Here is a 22,206-nt window from a genome sequence, read left to right on the forward strand (position 1 = left end):
ACGATGCGCACCTCTGCTCCCCTCAATGGCCGCACCGCGCTCGTGACGGGCGGCGCCGGCGGCATCGGCGCGGCCTGCGCGCACGCGCTCGTCGCCGACGGCGCGGCCGTCGTGCTGATGGGCCGCCGCCGCGATGCGCTCGAACGCACGCAGCAGCAACTGACCGACGCCGTGCCCGGCAGCCGCGTCGCGATCCATGCTGGCGACGCCTGCGACGAAGCCGACCTGCAGGCCGCACTCGACTGCGCATGGGCCATCGACCATCGCCTCGACATCGTCGTGCCGACGGTCGGCGGTGCGGGCTTCCGGCCGCTGCTGCTGCACGACGCCGACACTTTCCGCGCGGAAATCGACCTGAACCTGCACAGCGCGTTCGCCGCGATCCGTCATGCGGCACCGCGGCTCGCCGACAGCGGCGGCGGCGCGATCGTCTGCATCTCGTCGACGGCCGCACAGATCAACTTCCGCTGGCTGTCCGCGTACTGCACCGCGAAGGCCGCGCTCGAAGCGCTCGTGCGCGGTGCGGCCGAGGAACTGGCCGGCGCGAAGATCCGCGTGAACGCGGTGCGCCCGGGCCTCACGCGCTCCGAAGCCACCGCGCCGATGTTCGACAACCGCGCGCTCGTCGACAGCTTTCTCGAACAGATCCCGCTCGGCACGCTCGGCGAACCGGAAGCGATCGCGCATGCGGTGCGCTATCTCGCGGGCCCCGAGTCGGGCTGGGTGACGGGCCAAAGCTTCGCCGTCGACGGCGGCCATGAGCTGCGTACCAACCCGCGCGTCGACGACACGATCGCGCAGATCTACGGCACGGCCACGCTCGACGCGATCAAGGCCGGCCGCGCGCCGGGCGCCGCATGAGCGCCTGCCTTCTTTCAACATCAAAGGAATCCGACCGACCATGAATCGAGTCGCAAACAAGGTCGCGCTGGTCACCGGCGCGGCAAGCGGCGTTGGCCGCGCGGATGCGCTGCTGCTCGCCGCCGAAGGCGCGCGTGTCGTGCTGACCGACATCGACGAAGACGCAGGCCGCGCGCTCGCACGCGAAATCGGCGACGCGGCATTGTTCGTCCGCCACGACATCGCCGACGAGGACGGCTGGCGGCACGCGATCGCATCGACGCTCGATCGCTTCGGACGCCTCGACGTGCTCGTCAACAACGCGGCGATCTGCCCGGTCGGCTCGATCGAGGACACAAGCCTCGACACATGGCGGCGCGTGATGCGCACCAATGCCGATGGTTATTTCCTCGGCTGCAAATACGCGATCGGCGCGATGAAGGGCAACGACACGCCGGGCTCGATCGTGATGATGTCGTCGGTCGCCGCACTCGGCGGGCTGCCGATGATGTGCGCGTACACCGGGTCGAAAGGCGCGGTGACGGCGCTCGCGCGTAGCGTCGCCGTGCACTGCAAGCGCAGCGGCTACCGGATCCGCTGCAACTCGATCCATCCGGACGGGATCTGGACGCCGATGACGCAGGCGCTGATGCCCGATCTCGACCCGGCAGCACTCGGCATCGGCAGCGATCCGATGGCACGCATGTGCGACCCGCAGGACGTCGCGAATCTCGTGCTGTTCCTCGCGTCCGACGAATCGCGTTTCGTGAACGGTGCGGAACTGCGGATCGACAACGCACAACTGGTGTCGTCGCTGTGACGCGGCCCACTGCTTTCCCGTACAGAGGAGTCCATCGATGATTTCATTCACCGGCAAGACCGTGCTGGTCACCGGCGGCGGCGCAGGCATCGGCCGTGCGTGCGCGGAAGCGTTCGGCGCGGCCGGCGCGCGCGTCGCGGTGGCCGAGATCGACCCGGCCCGCGCGCAGGACGTGCGCCAGGCGCTCGAAGCGGCAGGTGTCGATGCGCTCGTCGGCACCGTGGACGTCACGCGCCGCGACGAGGTCAATGCGTTCGCGCGAACCGTCGACGCGCGCTTCGGCGGCCTCGACGTGCTCGTCAACAATGTGGGCGATTTCCTGCAGATCGCGAAACCGTTCGACGACTGCACCGACGACGACATCGCACGGCTGTTCGACGTGAACCTGCGCCAGGTCTTCATCGTCACGCGCGCGATGCTGCCGTTGCTGCGCAAGCGCGGCGCGGGTAGCAGCATCGTCGGCGTGTCGTCGATCGAAGGCTTTCGCGCGATTCCCAACTGCACCGTGTACGCGTCGTTCAAGGCCGCGCTGACCGGTTTCACGAAGAGCCTTTCCCTCGAACTCGGGCCGGCCGGCATTCGTGTGAACCAGATCGCCCCCGAAACCACCGAGACGCCGCAGGTGCCCGTCAGCGCGATGGTCGCGGCCGAGCATCGCGAGCACATCCCGCGCTGGATCCCGCTCGGGCGCTTCGGCGCGGCCGGCGATATCGCGGGCGCCGCGCTGTTCCTCGCGAGCCCGCTCGCCGCGTGGGTCACGGGCACGACGCTGCATGTCGACGGCGGCGCGCTCGCGGCGGCCGGCTGGTATCGCGACCCGAACGGCTTCTGGACCAACATGCCCGTCGTCACGGGCAACGGCTTCAATTTCTGAGCGGCATCGCTCGCCTGTTCCTTTCACGCGGCGCGGTTGCGCCGCTACCGGAGACTCCATGAAGATCCTGATCGTCGGCGGCACCGGCCTCATCGGCGGCCATGCCGCGCTGCACCTGCACGCGCAGGGCAATCACGTCACGCTCGCCGCGCGCAAGCCGCCCGCACCCGGCAGCGCGCTCGCGCAGTTCGACGTGCTGCTGCGCGACTACGTAGCCGGCAACTTCACGCGTGACGATCTCGCGCCGTTCGACGCGGTGGTATTCGCGGCCGGCAACGACATCCGCCACCTGCCGCCCGGCACCGACGAAGCCGCGCACTGGGAACGCGCGAACGTCGACGCGGTGCCGCGCTTCTTCGCGCTCGCGCGCGACGCGGGCGTGAAGCGCGCGGTGCTGGTCGGCAGCTTCTATCCGCAAGTCGCGCCGGCGCTGGTCGATACGGTGCCGTACGTGCGCTCGCGCCATCTCGCCGACGAGCGCGTGCGTGGGCTCGCAACGCCGTCGTTCGCCGTGTGCAGCGTCAATGCCCCGTTCGTCGTCGGGTCGGTGCCGGGGCTGCGCAACGAGATGTTCGCTGCCTACACGGGCTATGCGCAGGGCCAGTTCGCGGGGCTGCCCGTGTTCGGGCCGGCCGGCGGCAGCAACTTCATCTCGACGCAATCGCTGTCGGAAGCGATCTGGGGGGCGCTGCAGCGCGGCGAAGCGGGCAAGGCCTACCTCGTCGGCGACGAGAATCTCAGCTTCGCCGACTACTTCGCTGCCTTCTTCCGCGCGGCCGGCAATCCACAGGACGTGCCGTCGCTCGACCAGGAGCACCCGCTGCTGCCCGACATGGCGATCTACACGGGGCGCGGCAACGTCGTGTCGTACGAGCCCGATCCGGCCGACAGCGCGCTGCTGCGCTACCGGCGCGGCGACGTGCAGCGCGCGGTGGACGAAGTCGTCGCGCATTGCCTGGCGCAATAAGCGAACGGCGCGTGCCTGGCACGGATGCAAAAACGTCCCGCCGCCGGCGATGCATGCCGGCGGCGGGACGTCAGGACGACTATGCGGAGGCGGACCGTCAGGCGCCGATGCGCTGCTCGATCTTCTTCATCGTGTCGGTCATTTCGGCCGGCAGGCGCAGCTTCAGCGTATCGAACAGCGCCGCATGCAGCTTCAGCTCCTCACGCCATTCGTCGGCGTTCATCGACGTCACCGCATCGAACTGCTCGCGCGTGAAATCGAGGCCGTCCCAGTGCAGATCCTCATACGCGGGCGACACGCCGAACGCATGCTCGCCGCCGCCACCCGTGCCTTCGAGGCGATCGAGCATCCACTTCAGCACGCGCATGTTCTCGCCGAAGCCCGGCCACACGAACTTGCCGTTCGCATCCTTGCGGAACCAGTTCACGCAGTAGATCTTCGGCAGCTTCGCGCCCGTGTCTTCGAGCTGCTTGCCGAGTTTGAGCCAGTGCGCGAAATAATCGCTGACGTTGTAGCCGCAGAACGGCAGCATCGCGAACGGGTCGCGGCGCACGATGCCCTGCTGGCCGACTGCCGCGGCAGTCGTCTCCGAACCCATCGTCGCGGCCATGTACACGCCTTCGACCCAGTCGCGCGCTTCAGTCACCAGCGGCACGGTCGTCGAACGGCGGCCACCGAAGATGAACGCGTCGATCGGCACGCCGGCCGGGTTCTCCCAGTCACCGTCGATCGACGGGCACTGCGCGGCCGGTGCCGTGAAGCGCGAATTCGGATGCGCGGCCTTGCGGCCCGTTTCCTTGCCGATCTCGGGCGTCCACGGGTTGCCCTGCCAGTCGGTCAGCTTCGCGGGCGGCGTGTCGGTCAGCCCTTCCCACCACACGTCGCCGTCTTCCGTCAGCGCGACGTTCGTGAAGATCACGTTTTCGGTGAGCGTCGAAATCGCGTTCGGGTTGGTCTTCACGCCGGTGCCCGGTGCGACGCCGAAGAAGCCGGCTTCCGGGTTGATCGCATACAGTCGGCCATCGCGGCCCGGCTTCAGCCACGCGATGTCGTCGCCGATCGTCGTGACCTTCCAGCCATTGAAACCCTGCGGCGGAATCAGCATCGCGAAGTTGGTCTTGCCGCACGCGGACGGGAACGCAGCCGCGACGTGATACTTCTTGCCGGCCGGCGACGTCACGCCGAGGATCAGCATGTGCTCGGCGAGCCAGCCCTGGTCGCGGCCCATCGTCGATGCGATGCGCAGCGCGAAACACTTCTTGCCGAGCAGCGCGTTGCCGCCGTAGCCCGATCCGAAGCTCCAGATCTCGCGGGTTTCGGGGAAATGCACGATGTACTTGACCGGGTTGCACGGCCACGGCACGTCCTGCTGGCCGGCTTCGAGCGGATGGCCGACGCTGTGCACGCACGGCACGAATTCGCCGTCCTCGCCGAGCACGTCGTACACCTCGCGGCCCATGCGCGTCATGATCCGCATGTTCACGGCGACGTACGGGCTGTCGGACAGTTCGACGCCGATGTGCGCGATCGGCGAGCCGAGCGGGCCCATCGAGAACGGCACGACGTACAGCGTGCGGCCGCGCATCGAGCCGCGGAACAGGCCGTTGAGCGTGTCGCGCATTTCGGCGGGCTCGACCCAGTGGTTGGTCGGGCCGACGTCGTCGCGCGATGCCGCGCAGATGAACGTGCGATCCTCGACGCGCGCGACGTCGGACGGATCGGATTGCGCGAGATACGAATTCGGGCGCTTCGCCGGGTTCAGGCGCGTGAGCGTGCCCTGGTCGACCATCGCCTGGCACAGCGCGTCGTTTTCTTCCTGCGAACCGTCACACCACACGACGCGCTCGGGCTCCGTGAGCGCCGCGATGCGCGACACCCAGTCGATCAGCTTGCGATGTTTGACGAAAGCCGGCGGAGCGATCAGCGGGCCGTGTGTTGCTTCGGCCAGATTGTTTTGCGACATGAGGATGTCTCCAGATTATTGGGCGGGGATGGGGGTTGCGGGGCGAGCCCGCGAGATGGGGTATGCGATTGGAGCGCAGGGTGCGGCGGCGCGCAGGACGGGACGCGCGAGCGGAGCGCGCGTCGATGCCGCGATGCGAGCGAGAGAAGGTGATGTCTCTTTAGTAGGTGCGAACGCGAGTTTCGCCATACAAGCAACCTGCCGTACAACTCCATGACGGCCAGCATACCATCGCCGTTATTCGGCAAACGTTGCGTTGCAACAAGAAACAACTATGTCGGCGAGCCGGCACGCCGGTTGCCTGTGCGTGCTTTTTTCAGCGCCATTGCGTGCGCTTTGGGGACGAAACGGCCGGGACGGCCGTCCGGCAAGGGTTTCGCGGGAGCGTCAAATTCGGCGCGCTGCTCCCGCGTGAGGCCAACGCGAACGCGGGCCGTGCGAATTCACGTTTTCGCTACTCAGGCAAACCCTGAATTAGGTTGCGTACACAAACATCCGACGTGAACGTGTAGCAAACACCCCTGCTCAAAACGGCGCGCCAGGCAATCCGGGGTAATACGCGCCTGCCGCCATCCCGCCGTCGACGGCCAGTTCGGCACCGTTGCAGTACGACGCTTCGTCGCTCGCGAGGAACAGCGTCGCGCGTGCGATTTCGTCGGGCAGGCCGACGCGTTGCAGCGGCACGTTCGCATAGTGCTTGTTGATTTCCTCGAGCGGCGCGCCGGTCGGGTTCGACATCGCGGTGTTCACGCCGCCCGGATGGATCGAATTCACGCGCACGCCCTGATGACCGAGTTCGAGCGCCGCGACCTTCGTCAGCCCGCGCACGCCCCACTTGCTCGACACGTACGCAGCCAGCGCGTTCACGCCGCGCAGCCCATCCACCGACGAGATGTTGACGATCGACCCGCTCTTCTGCGCGATCATGTGCGGCGCGATCGTCCGGATTCCGACGAACGTCCCGACGAGGTTGATCGACACCGCGCGCTCGAAATCGCGTTTCGACAGCTCGGTGATGCCACCGAACGTCAGCACGGCCGCATTGTTGACCAGCACGTCGATACGGCCGAACTGCTCCATCGTCGCTTCGGTCACGCGCACCCAGTTCGCTTCGTCGGCGACGTCGAGCCGCATGAAGCGCGCCGCGTCGCCGAGCTCGCGCGCGAGCGCTTCGCCTTCCACGTCGAGCACGTCGCCGATCACGACGCGCGCACCCTCCGCGACGAACAACCGGCACGTCGCCGCGCCCATGCCACGCGCACCGCCCGTGACGATCGCTACCTTTCCTTCCAGTCGACCCATGTCGTCCTCTCTTCGATTCCGGTTTGCCGGCTGTCACACCGCGCCCACGCGCGTGTTTGCCGGATCATGATTGGCGCGTGGCCCCAGTGCCGCGCGCCTTCAGCCCCAGTACGCCTGCCCGCCGTCGAGCGGCAGCGTCGCGCCCGTCAGGTATGCGGCGTCGCGGCTCGCCAGGAACACGATCGCGCGCCCGATGTCCTGCTCGCAGTCGCCGACGCGGCCGAGCGGAATCGTGCGGAAGAACGCGGCGGCTTCCTGCGGATTCGCGTCGACCCAGCCTTTCAGGCCCGGCGACAACGCATGCGGCGCGACCGCGTTCACGCGGATGCCGTCCACGCCCCATTCGCAGGCGGCCGCACGCGTCAGTGCACGAATCGCCTCCTTCGTCGCCGCGTACGCGCCGTAGCCGGACGCATCCCAGCGCACCGCGGCCGACGAAGCGAAATTGACGATCACGCCGTCGCCCTTCAGATGCGGATGGCACGCGCGCATCATGCGCAGCGTCGCGATCGGGCCCGATTCGAGCCCCGCCATGAAATCCCCATCGGTCACGTCGAGCAGGCGGCCGAGCGGCACGACCTGCGCGTTGTTGATCAGGATCTGCACGCCACCGAACCGCGCGACGACGCTGTCCACGCACTGCGCGATCTGCGCGGCGTCCATCACGTCGCACACGAACGGTTCGGCCACGCCGCCGCGTGCACGGATCGCTTCGCAGGTCGCGAGCAGCTTGTCGCGGGTACGGCCGACCACCGCGACCTGCGCGCCTTCCGCCGCAAGCGCCTGCGCGACGCCCTGGCCGACGCCCTGCCCCGCGCCCGTCACGAGCGCGACCTTGCCTTTCAGGATGCCCATGCGTGCTCCTCAGGCAACGATTGCCGGATGCGCCTGCACGGGCCCGCCGAGCAGTTCGCGGTACGACGGCGGCTGCTTGCCGTCGAGATCGGCGATGCCGTACTGCCGCGCGGCTTCCGCGCCGACGAGCACTTGCCCCGACAGCGCCATGCGTTGCGGATCGCCGTGGATCGCGTGAATCACGCGGCCCGTGAATTCCGGGCTCTCCGCGACGAGCGAGAATTCCTTGTACAGATCCGGGTGTTCTTCCCACACGCGCGTCGTGCGCTCGGTGCGTAGCGGGCCCATCCAGATCGACACGGCCGCGACGTCGAACGGCTTCAGGTCGACGGCCATGTCCTTCGCGAACTTGTCGACGCCGGACTTCTGCGCGCCGTAGGCCGCGCCGTGCATGTAGCAACTCGCGCCGAACGACGACGTGAACGCGATCAGCCCGCTGCGGCGCTTCGCCATCAGCCGTGCCGCATGCCAGCTCGCGACATAGGCGGAGCGCAGCCCGACATCGAGGATGTTGACGAGATCGAGCGACTTCTCCCAGAACGGGCCCGGCAGGATCAACTGATCGTGCAGGTAGGTCGCGTTGTTCACGAGAATGTCGAGCCGCCCGCTGTCGCGTTCGACGCGCTCGAACAGCGCCTTCACCTGCGCGTCGTCCGCGTGGTCGCAGGCCACCGCGATCCCGCGGCCGCCGAGCGCATCGATCTCGCGTGCGGTCTCGTGGATCGTGCCGGGCAGCGGCGCATCGCCTTCGTTCTGCGAGCGGCCCGTTACATAGACGGTCATGCCGGCCGCGCCGAGCGCGCGCGCGATGCCCTTGCCCGCGCCGCGCGAGGCGCCCGTCACGACGGCGACCGGCGCCTCGTGGTTCTGTGTCATGTTCGATGTCTCCTGTGGAATGTGCGCCACGTGCGGGGCGCGGGCGAGCGTCAGGCGGCCGGCGGTTGCGCGCCGGCGAACAGCACGCCCGGCGCATCGCCTTCGTAGCGGGCCGACAGCGTCGACGTGACGACGCAGCGCGTGCCCGCGATCTTCCATTCGCCGTCGACCTTCCGGTATTCGTCGTCGTAGTACGCGCCGAGCTGCGTGAGCGTGCGCGCGTTCGTGTCGATCATCTGGTAGTGCAGGCCCCACGTGCCGCGTGCATGCGTGTCGTCGAGCACGTCGATCTCGGGATTCACGCCGTGGTGCATCTCGACGATGTGAGGATGGCAGCCAAGTTGCGCGAAGATGTCGACGAGCCCGTCGCGCGTGTCGAACGTGCCGATCCGGCCGTAGTCGATGTGCACGCGGCCGGGCGCGAAGCAGTCGCGCATCCCTTGCGGATCCTTGCGGTCGCAGCACGTGAAGTAGTGCGCCTTCAGCCGGCGGATTGCGTCGGCGTCCTCGAGCCGGCGCACGCGCGCTTCCAGCGATTCGATGAGGGTCATCCTGTCTCCTTGTTCGGTGCCGGCGCGGTTCGAACGCCGCGTCGATGCCACGTTACCGCCGCGCGATGCGGCGGCCATCACCCGTTCGGATGAAGCTGGCGATTCGTCTCGGCGAAGCTGGCCGTATGCGTGCGCCGCGTTCGTCCGAACAGACGATGTGATGCAGGCGGCTTCGTTCCTACCATCGAACGACACCACCACGAGACCCGGCAATGGACGACACGACCCGCACGCTCCATGAGTACGAGCAGATCCGACAGTTGAAGTACCGGTATTTCCGCGCGGTCGACACGCACGACTGGGCGCTGCTCGCGGATTGCCTGACCGAAGACTGCGAGGCGCGGCTGTACGGCGGCCGCTATGCGTACGACGGCCGCGACGCGTTCGTGTCGAGCCTGCGCGAGCTGATCGGCAAGCCGACCTTCCTGACGATGCATCACGGCCATCACCCGGAGCTCACGCTGGTCTCGGCCGATCACGCGTGCGGCGTGTGGTTTCTCGAGGATCACGCGATCAATCTTGAGGATAACTACCTGCTGCACGGCACAGCGTTCTATGACGACCAGTACGTGAAACGCGATGGCGTGTGGCGCATTCACGCGACGCGTCATGAACGACTGTTCGAAACCGTCACGTCGCCGATCCCGCCGTCGTTCTCGCTGACCGCGAACCGGTTCGCGCCGGGCGCGCACCAGACGGCCGGATCGCCTGAAACCGCTTCCTGAACCCCGGCGGCCATGCCGCCGAACCCGTCATTCCCCCTGGAGCCGGAACAATGGAGAAAGTCATTTACGTGTTGTGGCGCGATACGCAGGCCGCGCCCGATCAATGGAGCCGCACGGTGCGCGCGCAACTCGCCGACACGCTGCTGTCGCTCGGTGCGCACGGCGTGCAGGTGAACGTCGCCGATGCGGATGTCGCACCGGCCGCCGGCCTGAAGCAGACCAATACTCACCCGGGCATCGACGGGATCGTCGCGGTGTGGGTCGATAGCGCGAACGCGATGTTCCGTCAGCCGTTCGACGATGCGGTGCGCGCAGTCGTCCCGCACATGGCTGCGTATCTCGTCACCGAGTCGCAACCGATTCCGAATACGCGCTTTCCGGCGCGGCCGGGCGAGCGGACCAGCGGGTTCTCGCAGCTCGCGTTTCTGAAACGGCCGCCGCGGCTTACGCTTGAAGCGTGGCTCGACGTGTGGCACGGGCATCACACGCGCGTCGCGATCGATACGCAGGACAATTTCCTGTACGTGCAGAACGTCGTGGTGCGCGCGCTCACGCATGCGGCGCCTGGGTACGACGCGATCGTCGAGGAATGCTTCCCCGCTGCGGCGATGACCGATCCGCATGCGTTCTTCGACGCGGTCGGCGATGACGAGAAATTTCAGCGGAATGTGGCGGAGATGATGGACAGCTGTGGACGCTTCATCGATTTCGACAAGATCGATGTGGTGCCGACGAGTCAGTATGTGGTGAAGGCCGTGCGGGGGTGAGGTCGGGCGATCGCGTGGTGCGATCGCCTTCCTCTGGATTTATGGCCGTGTTCCGTTGCGGGCCGGTGGCGCGCATATGCGCGTCGCCGGCTCGTTTTTGCTGCTTCGCGGATTTCCGTCGTTGGCGTTGATCAACCTGGAGAGGCTCCTGCTGCCCCCCCGAGAGCGGTCGTTCGTCGTGGTTGTGCAAGCTTTCCCGGATTCTTTCAACTCACTCGAACTTGCTGAAATCCACTTCTTCCTTGACGAACTTTCCCGTCAAAAGGAGTGCGCTTTCAATGTCCGCGACGATAGCGGCGTTGTCGATAGAGGCCGTAACGAACAGGCCCCAGATATCGTCGTCTATTTCGTAGCTGCCTCGAGCGTATGTCCAATAGCTGAAGTAACGGTCCTGTGACAATGCGACCACGGGCTCATCAAGGCCGTCCGGATGCGGGACCTGGACCGAATGCAGCGCATCTTGCAGGATCGCGACGACGTTCGGGAAATCCACTGCGCGATGGTCGTCAAGTACCTCGACCAGAAGATCGCTGCCGTGAAACACCGGTCGGACGCGGAATCGAATCAGGTTTGTCATGGTTCGTTTTTTTGTTGCGTTGACCGGTTGAATCTGCAACTCGAAGCGGTCCTTCAGACTTGCTGTTTGCGGTCTTTCAACTAAGGCAGCCAAAGTTTTTTCAGCTCTGTCGTTCGTTGTTCCGTCAAATTTTTCAGACACGACTCTACGATCGCAGCGCGTAATGTTCCATGTTGAAAGATGCGATCCTGAACCTGGCAGTCAGCATCGCGGAACTTGATCCATTGTCGTTGTGCCGCCACTAACGCAGCTCTCGCATCAGCCCGCTCGGTATCGACACCCAAGAGATCAAGGGCGGCCTGGTAAGCGTCGTTCAGCTGCGCGTCGGCTCTAACGAAACCTTGGTGCGCACAAACAGCACTATCAGCACCCGATCCGTCGTTGTGACAACCAGGCTCTTGTGAGTTTGCCATCGCAGTGATGCTTGCGGCAGCGACGCAAAGGATCATCGATAGCTTGCGTCTCTTCATTTGGGAGCCTCTGTTCCGTGACGGTTACCGAACGGGAATGACGTGCTTCTGTCGTCCAAGCCAGCGAACCGACAGCCTCACGATTTCGGTGGCATAGCGATTGTCGTCGATCTCGGCGAATCCGCCGAAAGTCCCGTTATGGCCGACTCCCGCCCGACGCGTCCGGCCGAAACGGGTTGAAACGGCCGCTCCGCCTTCCCGACAGCAGACGCTCGACATCATCCGGCAGTTACACGCCCCTTTAAAGGCCGCGGCGGCGGACGAACCGGCTTCCTCCGGAACTAGCGCCGACTCGCTGTCGATGTGTGCACGAACGCCGAAACTGCCTCCACGACACCGTCCGCCAGCGGCAGATCCGGGTTCGAATAAGCGGCGAGGTTTTCTTGCAGATCCGCCGTGTGAACCGTCTTGAGTGCATGATTGGCGTCGGCGATCAGCGCCATTTCGGCCTGCGGATTTGCTCGCTGTAACAGTTCCGCGTCCTGTACGGCAACCTGGATATCCCGCGATCCCTGCACGATGAGCACGGGATTCATATAACCGGCCAGCAGCGCTGCCGGATCAACCGTCAATTCGCTCATCAGGAAGCGCTGAACTTGCGGCCTGAACAACGGCATGAGTGCAGGATCGATCCTGGCTCCCTCTACCCGATCCCCGGCTTCCAGGGAATCGAGGATCGACATCGCATTTTCCAGGAACGGGGCAACTGCAGGACTCGATTGCAGTTGTTGCCTCAATACCGGCCCTAGCGGGCGTCCCGCGGTAGAAACCAGAATCAGGCCGGAGATATCGGCCGATTGCCGCGCAGCCAACAACGCCACCAAACCACCCTCGCTATGCCCCAACACCCATACGCTGGAAGCACCTGTCCGCGCCCGGATGGCGGCTATCCACGAATGGATGTCAGCCGCGTAGTCCTCGATCGTGACGTCATCGGCATCCGGTATCGCCGATGCACTACCGTACATGCCGCGCTTATCGATTCGAACCGACGCAATGCCTTCATCGAGCAATCCTTCCGCGAGCAATCGGTAGGTCGACGCCTGGAGCCCGTTCGGCGCGTTGCCGTTCCTGTCGGTCGGGCCCGAGCCCGGCACGATCAGCACCACCGGAGCGTCGGCGATGTCCGGAGACAAGAGCGTGCCTTTCAGCGGGCCGACGGGGCCCGGGGCTTCGATTTCCGTCTGCATGGTTTGTAAGGTATCCCCGTGATGAAGAGCCATAGCCAACGGCTGCCTATATGCATGAGACCGTCGACACCTGGCCCACACGCAGCGACTTTCAGTGCCAGTCACCGGCGAATCGACGCGGCTGATAAGTCTTTTCATTCCAGGCAAACCGCGCGGATTTGCCCGACGCGGTTTTACCCTTCGGACGCACAAGGAGGTCGTAGTGCCCGTTGCTCATATGAGGGCTGAACGACAACACGTAATGCACCTCCTCCGTGTTTTCCGCATCACACGCATCCTGCCGTGCGTCGCCCGGATCCTTGTCTTTTCCGGCCTTCTCCACGACACACGCCGCAGCCCCGTCCTTGTCATAGGTCGACCAGTCGGTAACTGCAGTGAAGATCGGTGTCACGCGTGCATCGGCATAGCGATACAGGCTCAGTATCCCGGTCGAATCGCTATGGGAGGTCGATGTGTAGTTATTGTTGAAGCGAACACCAAAGGCGGTTTCCTGCGCGCTGATCCGGTAGGGAATCACGTCCATGGTCAGGAATGCATTCCACAACATCGGTGACGTATCGACGCGCTCGCTTCGGTCACTCGCGAGCAGGTGGAACCCTTGTCCGTCGCGGGTCAGGACACCCGTCCACAACTCCGCGTCGACGCTTTCAGTCGAGCGCTGGACCAATGCCGACACGACCCACAGCGGCCCTGAAGCCGATGGTCCATGCGCCCATGGCGACAACGCGACACCCTTGACACTGTCCGACGGCACCGGATCCTTGCCCATCAGGGTACGCAACGCGGCTTGCTGCTGATCGTTGTCGCCCACGTCGCTTGCGGCAAACGTGCAATTTGCAACAAGCGCCAGTATGAGTGCCAGCACCGTTTTTATGGAGAAGTGGCGTTTCTTGATTTTTCGAATGCCTGGATATCGCGGCCCCGAGGATGAATCCTCCCCGCCCTTTTCCTGCGTGCTGATCAACATTGCCCGTCTACTCCTCGTAGATCCACATTCCAGCCAGTTGCAAGCAAGCCTCGTCGGGCCAACGTCTCTGCCCCGTGGATCTACGAGAGATAACGCTGCGCCTCGGCCAACCTTGGCGCGCAGAATTTTCCGCGCTCCGAAGCTCCTACAATCCGCGGCTGGCGCCAAACCGCCACAGCGATTCAACTCATGGCGCCTTGGCCAAGGCCAGAATGGCCATCACCACATCGTCCTCGATTCCCTTGATATCCGACGGGAACCGATTTCTTTGCGGTATCAGCACGATAAGCCCTTCGATCTGCGCCGTGACCAGTGCAGCTCGCCTGGTGAGCGCTGCTTGTGACAGCGCCGGGTTCACGGCTTCGATGAATCCGGCGATCACGCCTCGTTGAAACCCGTATCCCTCTTCGAGCATTTTCCGCGCGAACTCTTGCGTCTGGGCCAGTGCCCAGAAGTTCACGAACAGGCTTTGGGTCTTGGGCTGCTTTCCGTCTTCGAGCAACAGTCGGACCACTTTCTCCAGACGGCCCTCGGGTGTCAGCGACGTGTCCGCACGCACGCTGTCGTACGTATTGGCATACGCCTCCCGCGTCACGGAAAGGATGGCCTCGAAGATGTCTTCGCGCGTGGGAAAGTAGTGCTGCAGGTTCGACAGCGCCAATCCCGCTTTTGCCGCGACCTTCCGCATGGTCAGCCCACCGTAGCCTTCGACGACGAAGATCTCGATCGCACTGGCCATAATTTTATTCACGGTGTTCTTGCCGCGTTCGGTCAAGACGCGTCCGTTATCGAGAACCGCCCTCTTCACGAATTCCTCCTGCTGCCCTGTGAGCGAATGCCCGGGGCAATGGTGCTGATGACGCGTCGGCGCCGCTCATGCCCGGCCGCATACCGGCCGCACCGCGCCCGCTCGGTACACGGGTAGCCGAGATATAGGTTGGTCGACCGGATATTGCGAAGCATCGAGGCGTGACACTGGGTCGTGTCGATCGACCCGCATTTGCCGTCGGCTTCCAGGCGCCGGTCCAATGTGGAAGCCGAGATGCCGAACCTGACGGCGACATTCTACGCAGGTTTCCGAATCGCGGAGACGAGACGGTATCCATCGGCGAGCGTACATGCGACTCGTTCGGCGCCCGTCTCGAGCCACGATGCACGTTCATCGCCGGTGTTGCACGAATAGGTCACGCGACATATTATCGTCGATACGCACCGGCGTATTGCATACGGGGCAGATTGCCCGACGCCACGCATAACAGGCTCACAAGGATCACTTTCCTCGCGGGAAGCGGTACGGCGTTGTCGAGCGCGAGGCTGGCGGCGTTTCCAGCGACTAAGTACCTAACCCATTGTTCCGACCATTGATGGATGCCGGACCTTAATTATTAGGATTACTTTTCTATCACTCGAATCGATCGACATGCCGGCATGGCAGGGAACCGCTTTTCCCTGCCAAACGCTGGCCTTAAATGAGCGGGATATCTTGATGCCGACCAACGCATTCACCGACGGATTTCACTACGAGATCCAGAACCGCGCGTTCGCCTTGCGTGCCATTGGAAGACTTGCGGGGCGCCTCGACGGCGATCCGCGCCAGCGACTTTGGGCCGCCTATCTGAAACTGGAAGCGTTCAATGCGCCGATTTACCATGCCGCGGCAACGCGCTGGGGGATGGATGCTACGCCCTCGTTGACCACACGGGTGAAGGCCTGGGTGGTGGGTTCAGTCCCGACGAGCCTGCTGACGCCGCTCCTGAAGCACGTGTACGCGGAGACTATCGCCTACTGCGAAGTGTTGCGTCGGCTTCGAGACATCGGCCCTTCCGATGTGCGTGCCTTTCTCGATTACATGGTCGATCAGGAGGAATTCCAGATCGACATGATGAGGCGCTCACTGGATGGCGATGATGCAGTGCTGGCAAGCCGCGTCGACGCGTTCATTCTTCAGAACGAGAAAATTATTATGGATACCGAAATCAATAGCCGACATCAACAAGTGTGAGCCCTTATAACCCGTGAAATCGACCGCTGCGCCCTCACCGTCATTCGTGGAGCGGCGACCGGATCTCCCCACATGTGAGCATCGTCATGGCATTCGACCCAACATCACCGCTGCAGGCCAGGTCATTCTGGCAGCAAGCCTACGGAGAATATGCGCCCAACCCGTCGCTGATCGGGGATCTCAAGGTCGATGTCGCCATCATCGGGGGCGGCTTCACCGGGCTGAACACCGCGTTTCAATTCAAGAAGGACAATCCCAACGCCCGAGTCGTCGTGCTGGAAGCCGCTATCGTGGGATTCGGCGCCAGCGGTCGCAACGCCGGGTTCAGCACGAAGATGTTCGGCCTGGAGCCGGAAATGGTCGTGCTGCGCTGGGGCAAGCAAAAGATGGTCGATGCCCATCACTACCTGAAGCTCGCCGTGGCGCACACCCGGCAGCTCATCGACGAACACGGCTTTCAGTCCGACTACTGCCATGGCGGCCTGGTTCGCGCGAGCTACACGAAACAGCAATTGGGCCGCATGCAGAAGACGTTTGAATTGTTCCAGCAGCTGGGCATCGACACGGACATGGTGTGGCACGACGCGCACCGGTTCCAGCAGGACTTCCACTCCGAACGCTTCGCAGGCGGCATCTACGAGTCGGACACCGGCTATCTCGACCCGTGCAAGCAGGTTCGGTCGCTGAAGGCCCTGGCGATGTCGAGCGGGGTCTCGATCTACGAGCTGACACCCGTCACCAGCCTGGAAAGAACGCCGTTGGCGGTACGCATCGCGACGCCGCATGGCCGGATCGAGGCGGACAGGATCGTCGTGGCGACGAATGCCTATTCTCGCCAGGTTCCCGCCTCGTCGAAGCTGAAAGCGCGCCAGTATCCGCTCTGGACGTATCAGGTCGTCACCGAACCCTTGAGCGATGCGCAATGGGAAAGCATCGGCTGGAAGGAACGACAGTCGTTCGGCGACAACCGGCAGATGCTGCACTATTTCCGGCCGACGGCCGATGGCCGCATTCTCATGGGAGGCGGGGATGCGATCAGCTACAGGACGGATGCCATGGAAGAAACGCCAGCCCCAGCGGCGTGGCGGCATTGCGAGGAACACCTGAAATGGATCTACCCGCAGCTACGAAACACGCGCATCGACTACCGATGGGGCGGCCCGGTTTCGGTGACGATGGACATGGTTCCGGAGATCGGTTTCATCGATGACGAACGCATCATCTACTCGGGCGGATGCTTCGGTCATGGCGTCGCCTTGACACACCTCAACGGCCGAACGATCGCGGATCTGCTGAGCGGAAAGCAATCGGCCTTGACGGACTTCTGGATCGTGAACAGGAAATCGATGTCGATGAAGAGCGACACCCTGTCGTTTCTGTTCGGCAGGGTCGCCCGTCAGGCACTGAAGACGTGGGACCGATGGGAGGAACGAGGATTGACGAAGTAACGGCGGGCGGTCGCGCGCTCCCGTCGTCACCAGCGGCGCGACGGCGGCGTCGCGACCGCCGCCCCGACCCATTCCGCAACGCCCCCCTTTTTCGACGATCCCCTTTCCTCCCGCCACGCCCTCCACTCCCCGGCCTCCCGCCCCTTTGCCACACCCATGACAAAACGTCTATAATTGGACATTCCATCGACCGGCACGCTGAAGCATTCGAACCCGAGCGCGCCTCGATTCCCCGGCCCCATTTGCCCGGAGCGACATGAGCGACCACCCCGTTTTCGACACGCTTTGCGATCTGCTGGTTACGTCCGGCGCACGATTCCGCGTGCTCGAGCACCCGGCCGAAGGGAAATCCGACGCGATTGCCGCGCTGCGCGGTACACGCCCCGAACAGGGCGCGAAAGCGATGCTCTGCTCGTTCAAGGATGGCGGCGACACCACCGCGCTCGCGGTGATTCCCGGCCATCTGAAGATCGATTTCCGCAAGGTCGCCGATGCGGTCGGCCGCCGCAAGGCAACGCTCGCGTCGCCCGACCTCGCGGCCACCGTCACGCGCTGCGTGATGGGCGCCGTGCCGCCGTTCGTGTTCGACCCCAGCGTGACGCTCGTCGTCGATCCGGCACTGGTCGAACGCAACACCGAGATCGCTTTCAACGCGGGCCGCCTCGACCGCTCCGTCGTGCTCGACGCGGCCGACTACGTGCGGATCGCGCAGCCGCTGCTCGCCGACATCACGCGGCCGGAAGCCGCGGACGGCGTATAAACACGCCGGTTGCCCCGTTCCCGAAGCCGTCGCCTCGATCCGAAACCTGAACGCGAAACCATCATGACCACCACCCGGAAACTCGTGCTGTCCGAGCAGGCATCGCTGATCGAACAGGTGCAGCGCATTGCCGAAGGGCTCGGCGCGATGTTCGCGCCGTTCACCGAAGTCGTGGTCCACGACCTGCGCACGCCGAAGCACGCGATCCTCGCGATCCACAACAACCTGTCGGGGCGCGCAGTTGGCGATCCCGCGACCGAGCTCGGCCTCGCCCGCATCGCGGACGACGATTTCCCGCCCGTGCTCGCGAACTACCCGAACCGCTTCGCCGACGGCCGCACCGCGAAAAGCACGTCGATCGGCATCAAGGATTCGACCGGCCGCTATGTGGCCGCGCTGTGCCTGAATGCCGACGTCACGCTGTTCCGCGGCTTCCAGGGCATGCTGAACCAGTTCTGCAGCACGGACGGCGAAGCCATCGCCGAAACGCTCGACCCGGCCGGCGCGGATGCGATCCGGCAACGCATCGACGCATTCGCGATGCGTCTCGCCACGACGCCGCGCGAACTGAAGACCGACCAGCGCCGCGAGCTGATGCAGACGCTGAAGGCTGACGGTTTCCTCGAAGTGCGCCGCGCGATGGAGATCGTGTCGCAGCATCTCGGCGTCTCGCGCGCGACCGTCTACAACGATGCGAAATAACGCAAGCGCGATACTCGCGCTGCTTTCCTGCTGACCGATTTTCATGACCACCGGGCAACCCATGAACTCTCCGACTCTCCCCACGTACGACGACGTTGCCGCTGCCGCGGCGCGGCTCGAAGGCCATGCGCACCGCACGCCGGTGATGACGTCGCGGACGATCGACGAAGCGCTCGGCGCGCAGGTGTTCTTCAAGTGCGAGAACCTGCAGCGCATGGGCGCATTCAAGTTCCGCGGCGCGTTCAACGCGCTGTCGCGCTTCGATGCGGAGCAGCGCCGCAACGGCGTCGTCGCGTTCTCGTCCGGCAACCATGCGCAGGCGATTGCGCTGTCGGCGCGCATGCTCGGCATTCCCGCGACGATCGTGATGCCGCAGGATGCGCCGGCCGCGAAAATGGCCGCGACGCGCGGCTACGGTGGCAAGGTCGTGACCTACGACCGCTACACCGAGGATCGCGAGCAGATCGGGCGCGATCTCGCGGCGCAGCACGGGCTCACGCTGATCCCGCCCTACGACCACCCGGACGTGATCGCCGGCCAGGGCACGGCGGCCAAGGAACTGTTCGACGAAGTCGGCCCGCTCGACGCGGTATTCGCGCCGCTCGGCGGCGGCGGGCTGCTGTCGGGCACCGCGCTCGCCACGCGCGCACTGTTGCCGCAAGCGTTGCTGTACGGTGTCGAGCCGGAAGCCGGCAACGACGGCCAGCAATCGTTCCGCTCCGGCGCGATCGTGCATATCGACACGCCGCGCACGATCGCCGACGGCGCGCAGACGCAGCACCTCGGCAACCTGACGTTCCCGATCATCCGCCGCGACGTCGACGACATCCTGACCGCAACGGACGCGGAATTGATCGACTGCATGCGCTTCTTCGCCACGCGTATGAAGATTGTGGTCGAGCCGACCGGCTGCCTGTCGTTCGCCGCCGTGCGACGGATGAAGGACGTGCTGCAGGGCAAGCGCGTGGGCGTGCTGATCAGCGGCGGCAACGTCGATCTCGAGAACTTCTGCGCGCTGGTGTCGGCGCCGGCATGAACGTCGCGGCGCGCATGAACATTCCGTCATCCGCGCCGCACCACACCTTCACGTCGCGTTAAGTTTCGCGCCCTAGACTGATTACGTTGTCCCGTAGTCAGTCGTGAAGGAGCCACCATGAAATCGCACGCGATCGTCGCCGCCGCCCTGGCGGCCGCTTCCCTTTCGGCGTTCGCTCAACCGGGCGTGACGTCATCCGGTTTTCCCGCCGCGTCGCCCCACGACGCCGTCGCGCAAGCAACGCACCGCTCACCCGGCGCGTTACCGCACGCCGGCTTCGTGCTCGCGAAGATCGATCAGAACAATACGCCACCCGATCGCGGCGGCGACCCGAGCGGCCGCACGCATTCCGGTACGCACATGTGACGGCACGCGCCGGGCGCGGCTGCCGCGCCCGGCCCTCAGAACGACGGCAGCGACGGATCGCGTGAAGCGAGGATGTCGTCGGTGCGCCGCTGCAGCGCGCCGTCGATCGTCTCCGGTTGCGGAATGAGCCAGTAACGCCCTGCACGGATGCCGTCGAACACCCGCTCGGCGAACGCGTCGGGCGTGAGCCCGTGCGCGTTCAGCATCGAGCGCATCGTGTCGACGAAGCCACGCACCTCGGGCCGGTCGTGCGCCGCGCCAAACGGGTCGTTGAAGATGCCCGACTGCACGGGGCCCGGTGCAAGCAACGACACGCCGACCGGCGCACCCAACATCTTCAGTTCTCCGTACAGTGATTCGGTCAGCGCGACCACCGCGAATTTCGTCGCCGAATAAGGCGACATCAAAGGGCTCGGCAGAAACCCGCCGACCGACGCGGTATTCACGACGCGCGCCGGCACGTTGCGTTCGAGCATCCTCGGCACGAAGCTGCGGATCCCGTTCAGCACGCCGTGCACGTTGATCGCGAAGCTGCGCTCGAAGCGTTCCGGCGTGATTTCCCAGGTGAAGCCGGTCGCCATCACGCCCGCGTTGTTGAACAGCAGGTCGACGCCGCCGAAGCGCTGCCAGGCCGCCTCCGCCAGCGCGTCGACGGCTTCCGGCCGGCTGACGTCGGTGGGCACGCACAGGACGTCGGTGTCGAGCGTCGCGGCGAATGCTTCGAGCTTTACCGGGTCGAGATCGGCCAGCACGACGCGCATGCCGAGCCCGGCTGCGTGGCGTGCGAGCCCGCTGCCGATGCCGCTGGCCGCGCCGGTGATCACGGCGGTGCCGCCGTCGAAGCGAATCGAATTCGTCATGTCAATCAGAGTCCTGTCGGGTCGATGTGGGGATGCGCATACGCGGGAATCACCGGCGGCGGCAGCGCCGTGCGGCCGTCGAGCGAGCGCACCGTAAGCTGCTGCGCGAGCGGGAAATGCAGACTGTGCGTGACGAGGCCCGTGCGTTCGCGCGCCGGCAGGCCGCACAGCGCGAGCGCGGTTTCGGCGAGGTACGCGACATCCTCGGTCGGATAGCCTTCGGGGATGTAGCGCGCGGCGCCGGGCGTGCGGATCGCCGTGCTCGGCGCGACGAGATTCACCGCGATCCCGTCGGCTTCGAGTTCGGCCGCGAGCCCCTGCGTGAAGCGCGACAGTGCCGCCTTCACCGCCGCATAGACGGTCGCGCCGCCCGCACGCGAGAAATCGTCGAACGGCCGCAGCGGCGGCAGCGCCGTCACCGAGCCGACATTCACGATCCAGCCGGCGCCGCGGGCGCGCATCAGCGGGATCGCGGCCTGTGCCAGCGCGAACGGAATCCGCAGATAGTGTTCGATCGTCGTGTCGAACATCGTCATCGGCATCGCGTCGACGCGCGCGTAGTCGGCCACGCCCGCGTTGTTGACGAGGATGTCGAGGCCGCCGGCCGCCTGCGCCGCGCGCCCGACGAGCGCATCGCGCTCGGCCGCGTTCGACAGGTCGGCCGCAACCGCGATCGCACGGCCGCCGGCCTGCTCGATCAGCGCAACCGTTTCGGCGAGCGTGCCGGAGGTCGTCGCCGATTGCGTGAGGCTGCGCGCCGTCACGACGACGGTCGCGCCTTCGGATGCGAGGCGCTGCGCGATCGCGCGGCCAATGCCACGGCTTGCGCCCGTCACGAGCGCGCACTTGCCGGCCAGTACGCCGGTTCGGGTATCGGTCATCGTTGTCTCCTGTGATGTGCGTGCGGGCCGCTCAGCGGGCGATATCCGCAACATGAAGCACCAGCTTCGTTTTCGCCTCGCCCGTTTGAACGAGATCGAGTGCGCGGGCCGCCTGTTCGAGCGGGAAACGATCGAAACGCGGCACGCGCAGCGTGCGCTGCTCGAGTTGCGCCGCGATCCGGCCGAGCGTGCCGCCGCTCGGCATCCGGCTGTAGGTCATCGCGGTGCGCAGGCCGCGTCGTGCGGCTTCGGCCGCCGTCGCGGCGAGCCGCTCCGCATCGCCGGCCGCGAGCGTCATGATGTTCACCAGCGTGCCGCCCGGCGCCAGCAGGTCGAGCGCATCGGGCAGCGTGTCGCCGCCGACCGCGTCGAGCACGAGGTCGACACCGCCGGGCGCCCATGCGCGC

The 22,206-nt window shown here is 65.3% G+C and carries 25 protein-coding genes; 12 read left to right on the top strand and 13 right to left on the bottom strand.

The genetic code is table 11. The annotated features are described in order from the left end of the window. The first annotated feature begins 3 nt into the window (after positions 1-3). The 4 genes from G3O06_RS20315 to G3O06_RS20330 are packed head-to-tail and all read left to right on the top strand — an operon-like array spanning position 4 to position 3,501. Entirely contained in the window at positions 4-861 is an 858-nt protein-coding gene (locus G3O06_RS20315) for an SDR family oxidoreductase (protein WP_205817274.1), read from the top strand. A gap of 40 nt (positions 862-901) precedes the next feature. Beyond that, positions 902-1,660, top strand: a complete 759-nt coding sequence (locus G3O06_RS20320; RefSeq protein WP_047903207.1) for an SDR family oxidoreductase — start codon at positions 902-904, stop codon at positions 1,658-1,660. Positions 1,661-1,700: 40 nt separating this feature from the next. Beyond that, complete coding sequence (locus G3O06_RS20325) at positions 1,701-2,534, top strand: SDR family NAD(P)-dependent oxidoreductase (protein WP_205817288.1); 834 nt, start codon at positions 1,701-1,703, stop codon at positions 2,532-2,534. A 58-nt stretch (positions 2,535-2,592) separates the two neighbouring features. Beyond that, the gene (locus G3O06_RS20330; RefSeq protein ID WP_205817275.1) at positions 2,593-3,501 is read left to right on the top strand and encodes an NAD-dependent epimerase/dehydratase family protein; all 909 of its coding nucleotides are present in this window, start codon (positions 2,593-2,595) and stop codon (positions 3,499-3,501) included. Positions 3,502-3,598: 97 nt separating this feature from the next. Here the strand turns inward: G3O06_RS20330 and G3O06_RS20335 are convergent, their stop codons facing one another. The 5 genes from G3O06_RS20335 to G3O06_RS20355 all read right to left on the bottom strand — a co-directional run bounded on the left by G3O06_RS20335 (position 3,599) and on the right by G3O06_RS20355 (position 9,048). Then, on the bottom strand, positions 3,599-5,464 hold the full coding sequence (locus G3O06_RS20335; protein ID WP_175000325.1) for a phosphoenolpyruvate carboxykinase (GTP): 1,866 nt from the start codon (positions 5,462-5,464) through the stop codon (positions 3,599-3,601). A 525-nt stretch (positions 5,465-5,989) separates the two neighbouring features. Continuing rightward, positions 5,990-6,766 (bottom strand): glucose 1-dehydrogenase, encoded by a 777-nt coding sequence (locus G3O06_RS20340; RefSeq protein ID WP_174915557.1) that lies wholly within the window; start codon positions 6,764-6,766, stop codon positions 5,990-5,992. Positions 6,767-6,865: 99 nt separating this feature from the next. Beyond that, on the bottom strand, positions 6,866-7,621 hold the full coding sequence (locus G3O06_RS20345; RefSeq protein WP_205817276.1) for an SDR family oxidoreductase: 756 nt from the start codon (positions 7,619-7,621) through the stop codon (positions 6,866-6,868). A 9-nt stretch (positions 7,622-7,630) separates the two neighbouring features. Beyond that, positions 7,631-8,497, bottom strand: a complete 867-nt coding sequence (locus tag G3O06_RS20350) for an SDR family NAD(P)-dependent oxidoreductase (RefSeq protein WP_205817277.1) — start codon at positions 8,495-8,497, stop codon at positions 7,631-7,633. Positions 8,498-8,547: 50 nt separating this feature from the next. Further along, positions 8,548-9,048: a nuclear transport factor 2 family protein gene (locus tag G3O06_RS20355; RefSeq protein WP_174970078.1), complete on the bottom strand. Its 501-nt coding sequence runs from the start codon at positions 9,046-9,048 to the stop codon at positions 8,548-8,550. A gap of 212 nt (positions 9,049-9,260) precedes the next feature. Between G3O06_RS20355 and G3O06_RS20360 the strand changes: the two genes are divergently transcribed. Then, a complete protein-coding gene (locus tag G3O06_RS20360; RefSeq protein ID WP_174915553.1) occupies positions 9,261-9,773 on the top strand; it encodes a nuclear transport factor 2 family protein in 513 nt (170 codons plus the stop codon). 50 nt (positions 9,774-9,823) lie between these two features. Continuing rightward, positions 9,824-10,540, top strand: a complete 717-nt coding sequence (locus tag G3O06_RS20365) for an EthD domain-containing protein (protein WP_205817278.1) — start codon at positions 9,824-9,826, stop codon at positions 10,538-10,540. A 211-nt stretch (positions 10,541-10,751) separates the two neighbouring features. Here G3O06_RS20365 and G3O06_RS20370 read toward each other — a convergent pair whose 3' ends face one another. The 5 genes from G3O06_RS20370 to G3O06_RS20390 all read right to left on the bottom strand — a co-directional run bounded on the left by G3O06_RS20370 (position 10,752) and on the right by G3O06_RS20390 (position 14,552). Continuing rightward, a complete protein-coding gene (locus G3O06_RS20370; RefSeq protein ID WP_346779541.1) occupies positions 10,752-11,258 on the bottom strand; it encodes a hypothetical protein in 507 nt (168 codons plus the stop codon). Next, the gene (locus tag G3O06_RS20375; protein WP_205817279.1) at positions 11,198-11,587 is read right to left on the bottom strand and encodes a lysozyme inhibitor LprI family protein; all 390 of its coding nucleotides are present in this window, start codon (positions 11,585-11,587) and stop codon (positions 11,198-11,200) included. The genes G3O06_RS20370 and G3O06_RS20375 overlap by 61 nt, the downstream gene beginning before the upstream one ends. A 281-nt stretch (positions 11,588-11,868) precedes the next feature. Next, positions 11,869-12,777 (bottom strand): alpha/beta fold hydrolase, encoded by a 909-nt coding sequence (locus G3O06_RS20380; RefSeq protein WP_205817280.1) that lies wholly within the window; start codon positions 12,775-12,777, stop codon positions 11,869-11,871. Positions 12,778-12,868: 91 nt separating this feature from the next. Then, positions 12,869-13,744 (bottom strand): hypothetical protein, encoded by an 876-nt coding sequence (locus tag G3O06_RS20385; RefSeq protein WP_205817281.1) that lies wholly within the window; start codon positions 13,742-13,744, stop codon positions 12,869-12,871. A 187-nt stretch (positions 13,745-13,931) separates the two neighbouring features. After that, positions 13,932-14,552, bottom strand: coding sequence for a TetR/AcrR family transcriptional regulator (locus G3O06_RS20390; protein WP_174970071.1), 621 nt, complete (start codon positions 14,550-14,552; stop codon positions 13,932-13,934). Positions 14,553-15,164: 612 nt separating this feature from the next. On the opposite strand from G3O06_RS20390, the gene G3O06_RS20395 reads away from it, so the two are divergent. The 6 genes from G3O06_RS20395 (at position 15,165) to G3O06_RS20420 (ending at position 20,058) form a co-directional block, all read left to right on the top strand. Further along, positions 15,165-15,746: a hypothetical protein gene (locus tag G3O06_RS20395; protein ID WP_205817282.1), complete on the top strand. Its 582-nt coding sequence runs from the start codon at positions 15,165-15,167 to the stop codon at positions 15,744-15,746. A gap of 74 nt (positions 15,747-15,820) precedes the next feature. Beyond that, positions 15,821-17,194, top strand: a complete 1,374-nt coding sequence (locus tag G3O06_RS20400; RefSeq protein ID WP_346779542.1) for an FAD-binding oxidoreductase — start codon at positions 15,821-15,823, stop codon at positions 17,192-17,194. A 256-nt stretch (positions 17,195-17,450) separates the two neighbouring features. Then, the gene (locus G3O06_RS20405; RefSeq protein WP_205817283.1) at positions 17,451-17,954 is read left to right on the top strand and encodes a YbaK/prolyl-tRNA synthetase associated domain-containing protein; all 504 of its coding nucleotides are present in this window, start codon (positions 17,451-17,453) and stop codon (positions 17,952-17,954) included. Between the two features lie 63 nt (positions 17,955-18,017). After that, positions 18,018-18,656, top strand: a complete 639-nt coding sequence (locus G3O06_RS20410) for a helix-turn-helix transcriptional regulator (protein ID WP_174915547.1) — start codon at positions 18,018-18,020, stop codon at positions 18,654-18,656. A 61-nt stretch (positions 18,657-18,717) separates the two neighbouring features. Next, complete coding sequence (locus G3O06_RS20415; protein WP_205817284.1) at positions 18,718-19,692, top strand: threo-3-hydroxy-L-aspartate ammonia-lyase; 975 nt, start codon at positions 18,718-18,720, stop codon at positions 19,690-19,692. A 117-nt stretch (positions 19,693-19,809) separates the two neighbouring features. After that, positions 19,810-20,058, top strand: coding sequence for a hypothetical protein (locus G3O06_RS20420; RefSeq protein ID WP_174915545.1), 249 nt, complete (start codon positions 19,810-19,812; stop codon positions 20,056-20,058). Positions 20,059-20,093: 35 nt separating this feature from the next. On the opposite strand, the gene G3O06_RS20425 is transcribed toward G3O06_RS20420, so the two are convergent. From G3O06_RS20425 to G3O06_RS20435, 3 genes are all read right to left on the bottom strand, one after another. Beyond that, positions 20,094-20,918, bottom strand: coding sequence for an SDR family NAD(P)-dependent oxidoreductase (locus tag G3O06_RS20425; protein WP_174915544.1), 825 nt, complete (start codon positions 20,916-20,918; stop codon positions 20,094-20,096). A gap of 5 nt (positions 20,919-20,923) precedes the next feature. Continuing rightward, entirely contained in the window at positions 20,924-21,799 is an 876-nt protein-coding gene (locus tag G3O06_RS20430) for an SDR family NAD(P)-dependent oxidoreductase (protein WP_205817285.1), read from the bottom strand. Positions 21,800-21,830: 31 nt separating this feature from the next. Beyond that, the coding region (locus tag G3O06_RS20435; protein ID WP_205817286.1) for a zinc-binding dehydrogenase at positions 21,831-22,206 on the bottom strand (376 nt) is incomplete at its 5' end.

Origin of the sequence: Burkholderia sp. Ac-20345 (assembly GCF_017104825.1) — a bacterium.
In the GTDB taxonomy this organism is placed as follows: domain Bacteria; phylum Pseudomonadota; class Gammaproteobacteria; order Burkholderiales; family Burkholderiaceae; genus Burkholderia; species Burkholderia lata_B.

Bases quoted from the DNA above. Each gene is read 5' to 3' on its own strand.
- G3O06_RS20345 (WP_205817276.1), bottom strand. From the start codon at position 7,621: ATGGGCATCCTGAAAGGCAAGGTCGCGCTCGTGACGGGCGCGGGGCAG.
- G3O06_RS20375 (WP_205817279.1), bottom strand. From the start codon at position 11,587: ATGAAGAGACGCAAGCTATCGATGATCCTTTGCGTCGCTGCCGCAAGC.
- G3O06_RS20340 (WP_174915557.1), bottom strand. From the start codon at position 6,766: ATGGGTCGACTGGAAGGAAAGGTAGCGATCGTCACGGGCGGTGCGCGT.
- G3O06_RS20320 (WP_047903207.1), top strand. From the start codon at position 902: ATGAATCGAGTCGCAAACAAGGTCGCGCTGGTCACCGGCGCGGCAAGC.
- G3O06_RS20385 (WP_205817281.1), bottom strand. From the start codon at position 13,744: ATGTTGATCAGCACGCAGGAAAAGGGCGGGGAGGATTCATCCTCGGGG.
- G3O06_RS20425 (WP_174915544.1), bottom strand. From the start codon at position 20,918: ATGACGAATTCGATTCGCTTCGACGGCGGCACCGCCGTGATCACCGGC.
- G3O06_RS20330 (WP_205817275.1), top strand. From the start codon at position 2,593: ATGAAGATCCTGATCGTCGGCGGCACCGGCCTCATCGGCGGCCATGCC.
- G3O06_RS20365 (WP_205817278.1), top strand. From the start codon at position 9,824: ATGGAGAAAGTCATTTACGTGTTGTGGCGCGATACGCAGGCCGCGCCC.
- G3O06_RS20395 (WP_205817282.1), top strand. From the start codon at position 15,165: ATGCCGGCATGGCAGGGAACCGCTTTTCCCTGCCAAACGCTGGCCTTA.
- G3O06_RS20335 (WP_175000325.1), bottom strand. From the start codon at position 5,464: ATGTCGCAAAACAATCTGGCCGAAGCAACACACGGCCCGCTGATCGCT.
- G3O06_RS20405 (WP_205817283.1), top strand. From the start codon at position 17,451: ATGAGCGACCACCCCGTTTTCGACACGCTTTGCGATCTGCTGGTTACG.
- G3O06_RS20420 (WP_174915545.1), top strand. From the start codon at position 19,810: ATGAAATCGCACGCGATCGTCGCCGCCGCCCTGGCGGCCGCTTCCCTT.
- G3O06_RS20380 (WP_205817280.1), bottom strand. From the start codon at position 12,777: ATGCAGACGGAAATCGAAGCCCCGGGCCCCGTCGGCCCGCTGAAAGGC.
- G3O06_RS20410 (WP_174915547.1), top strand. From the start codon at position 18,018: ATGACCACCACCCGGAAACTCGTGCTGTCCGAGCAGGCATCGCTGATC.
- G3O06_RS20415 (WP_205817284.1), top strand. From the start codon at position 18,718: ATGAACTCTCCGACTCTCCCCACGTACGACGACGTTGCCGCTGCCGCG.
- G3O06_RS20360 (WP_174915553.1), top strand. From the start codon at position 9,261: ATGGACGACACGACCCGCACGCTCCATGAGTACGAGCAGATCCGACAG.
- G3O06_RS20350 (WP_205817277.1), bottom strand. From the start codon at position 8,497: ATGACACAGAACCACGAGGCGCCGGTCGCCGTCGTGACGGGCGCCTCG.
- G3O06_RS20315 (WP_205817274.1), top strand. From the start codon at position 4: ATGCGCACCTCTGCTCCCCTCAATGGCCGCACCGCGCTCGTGACGGGC.
- G3O06_RS20430 (WP_205817285.1), bottom strand. From the start codon at position 21,799: ATGACCGATACCCGAACCGGCGTACTGGCCGGCAAGTGCGCGCTCGTG.
- G3O06_RS20355 (WP_174970078.1), bottom strand. From the start codon at position 9,048: ATGACCCTCATCGAATCGCTGGAAGCGCGCGTGCGCCGGCTCGAGGAC.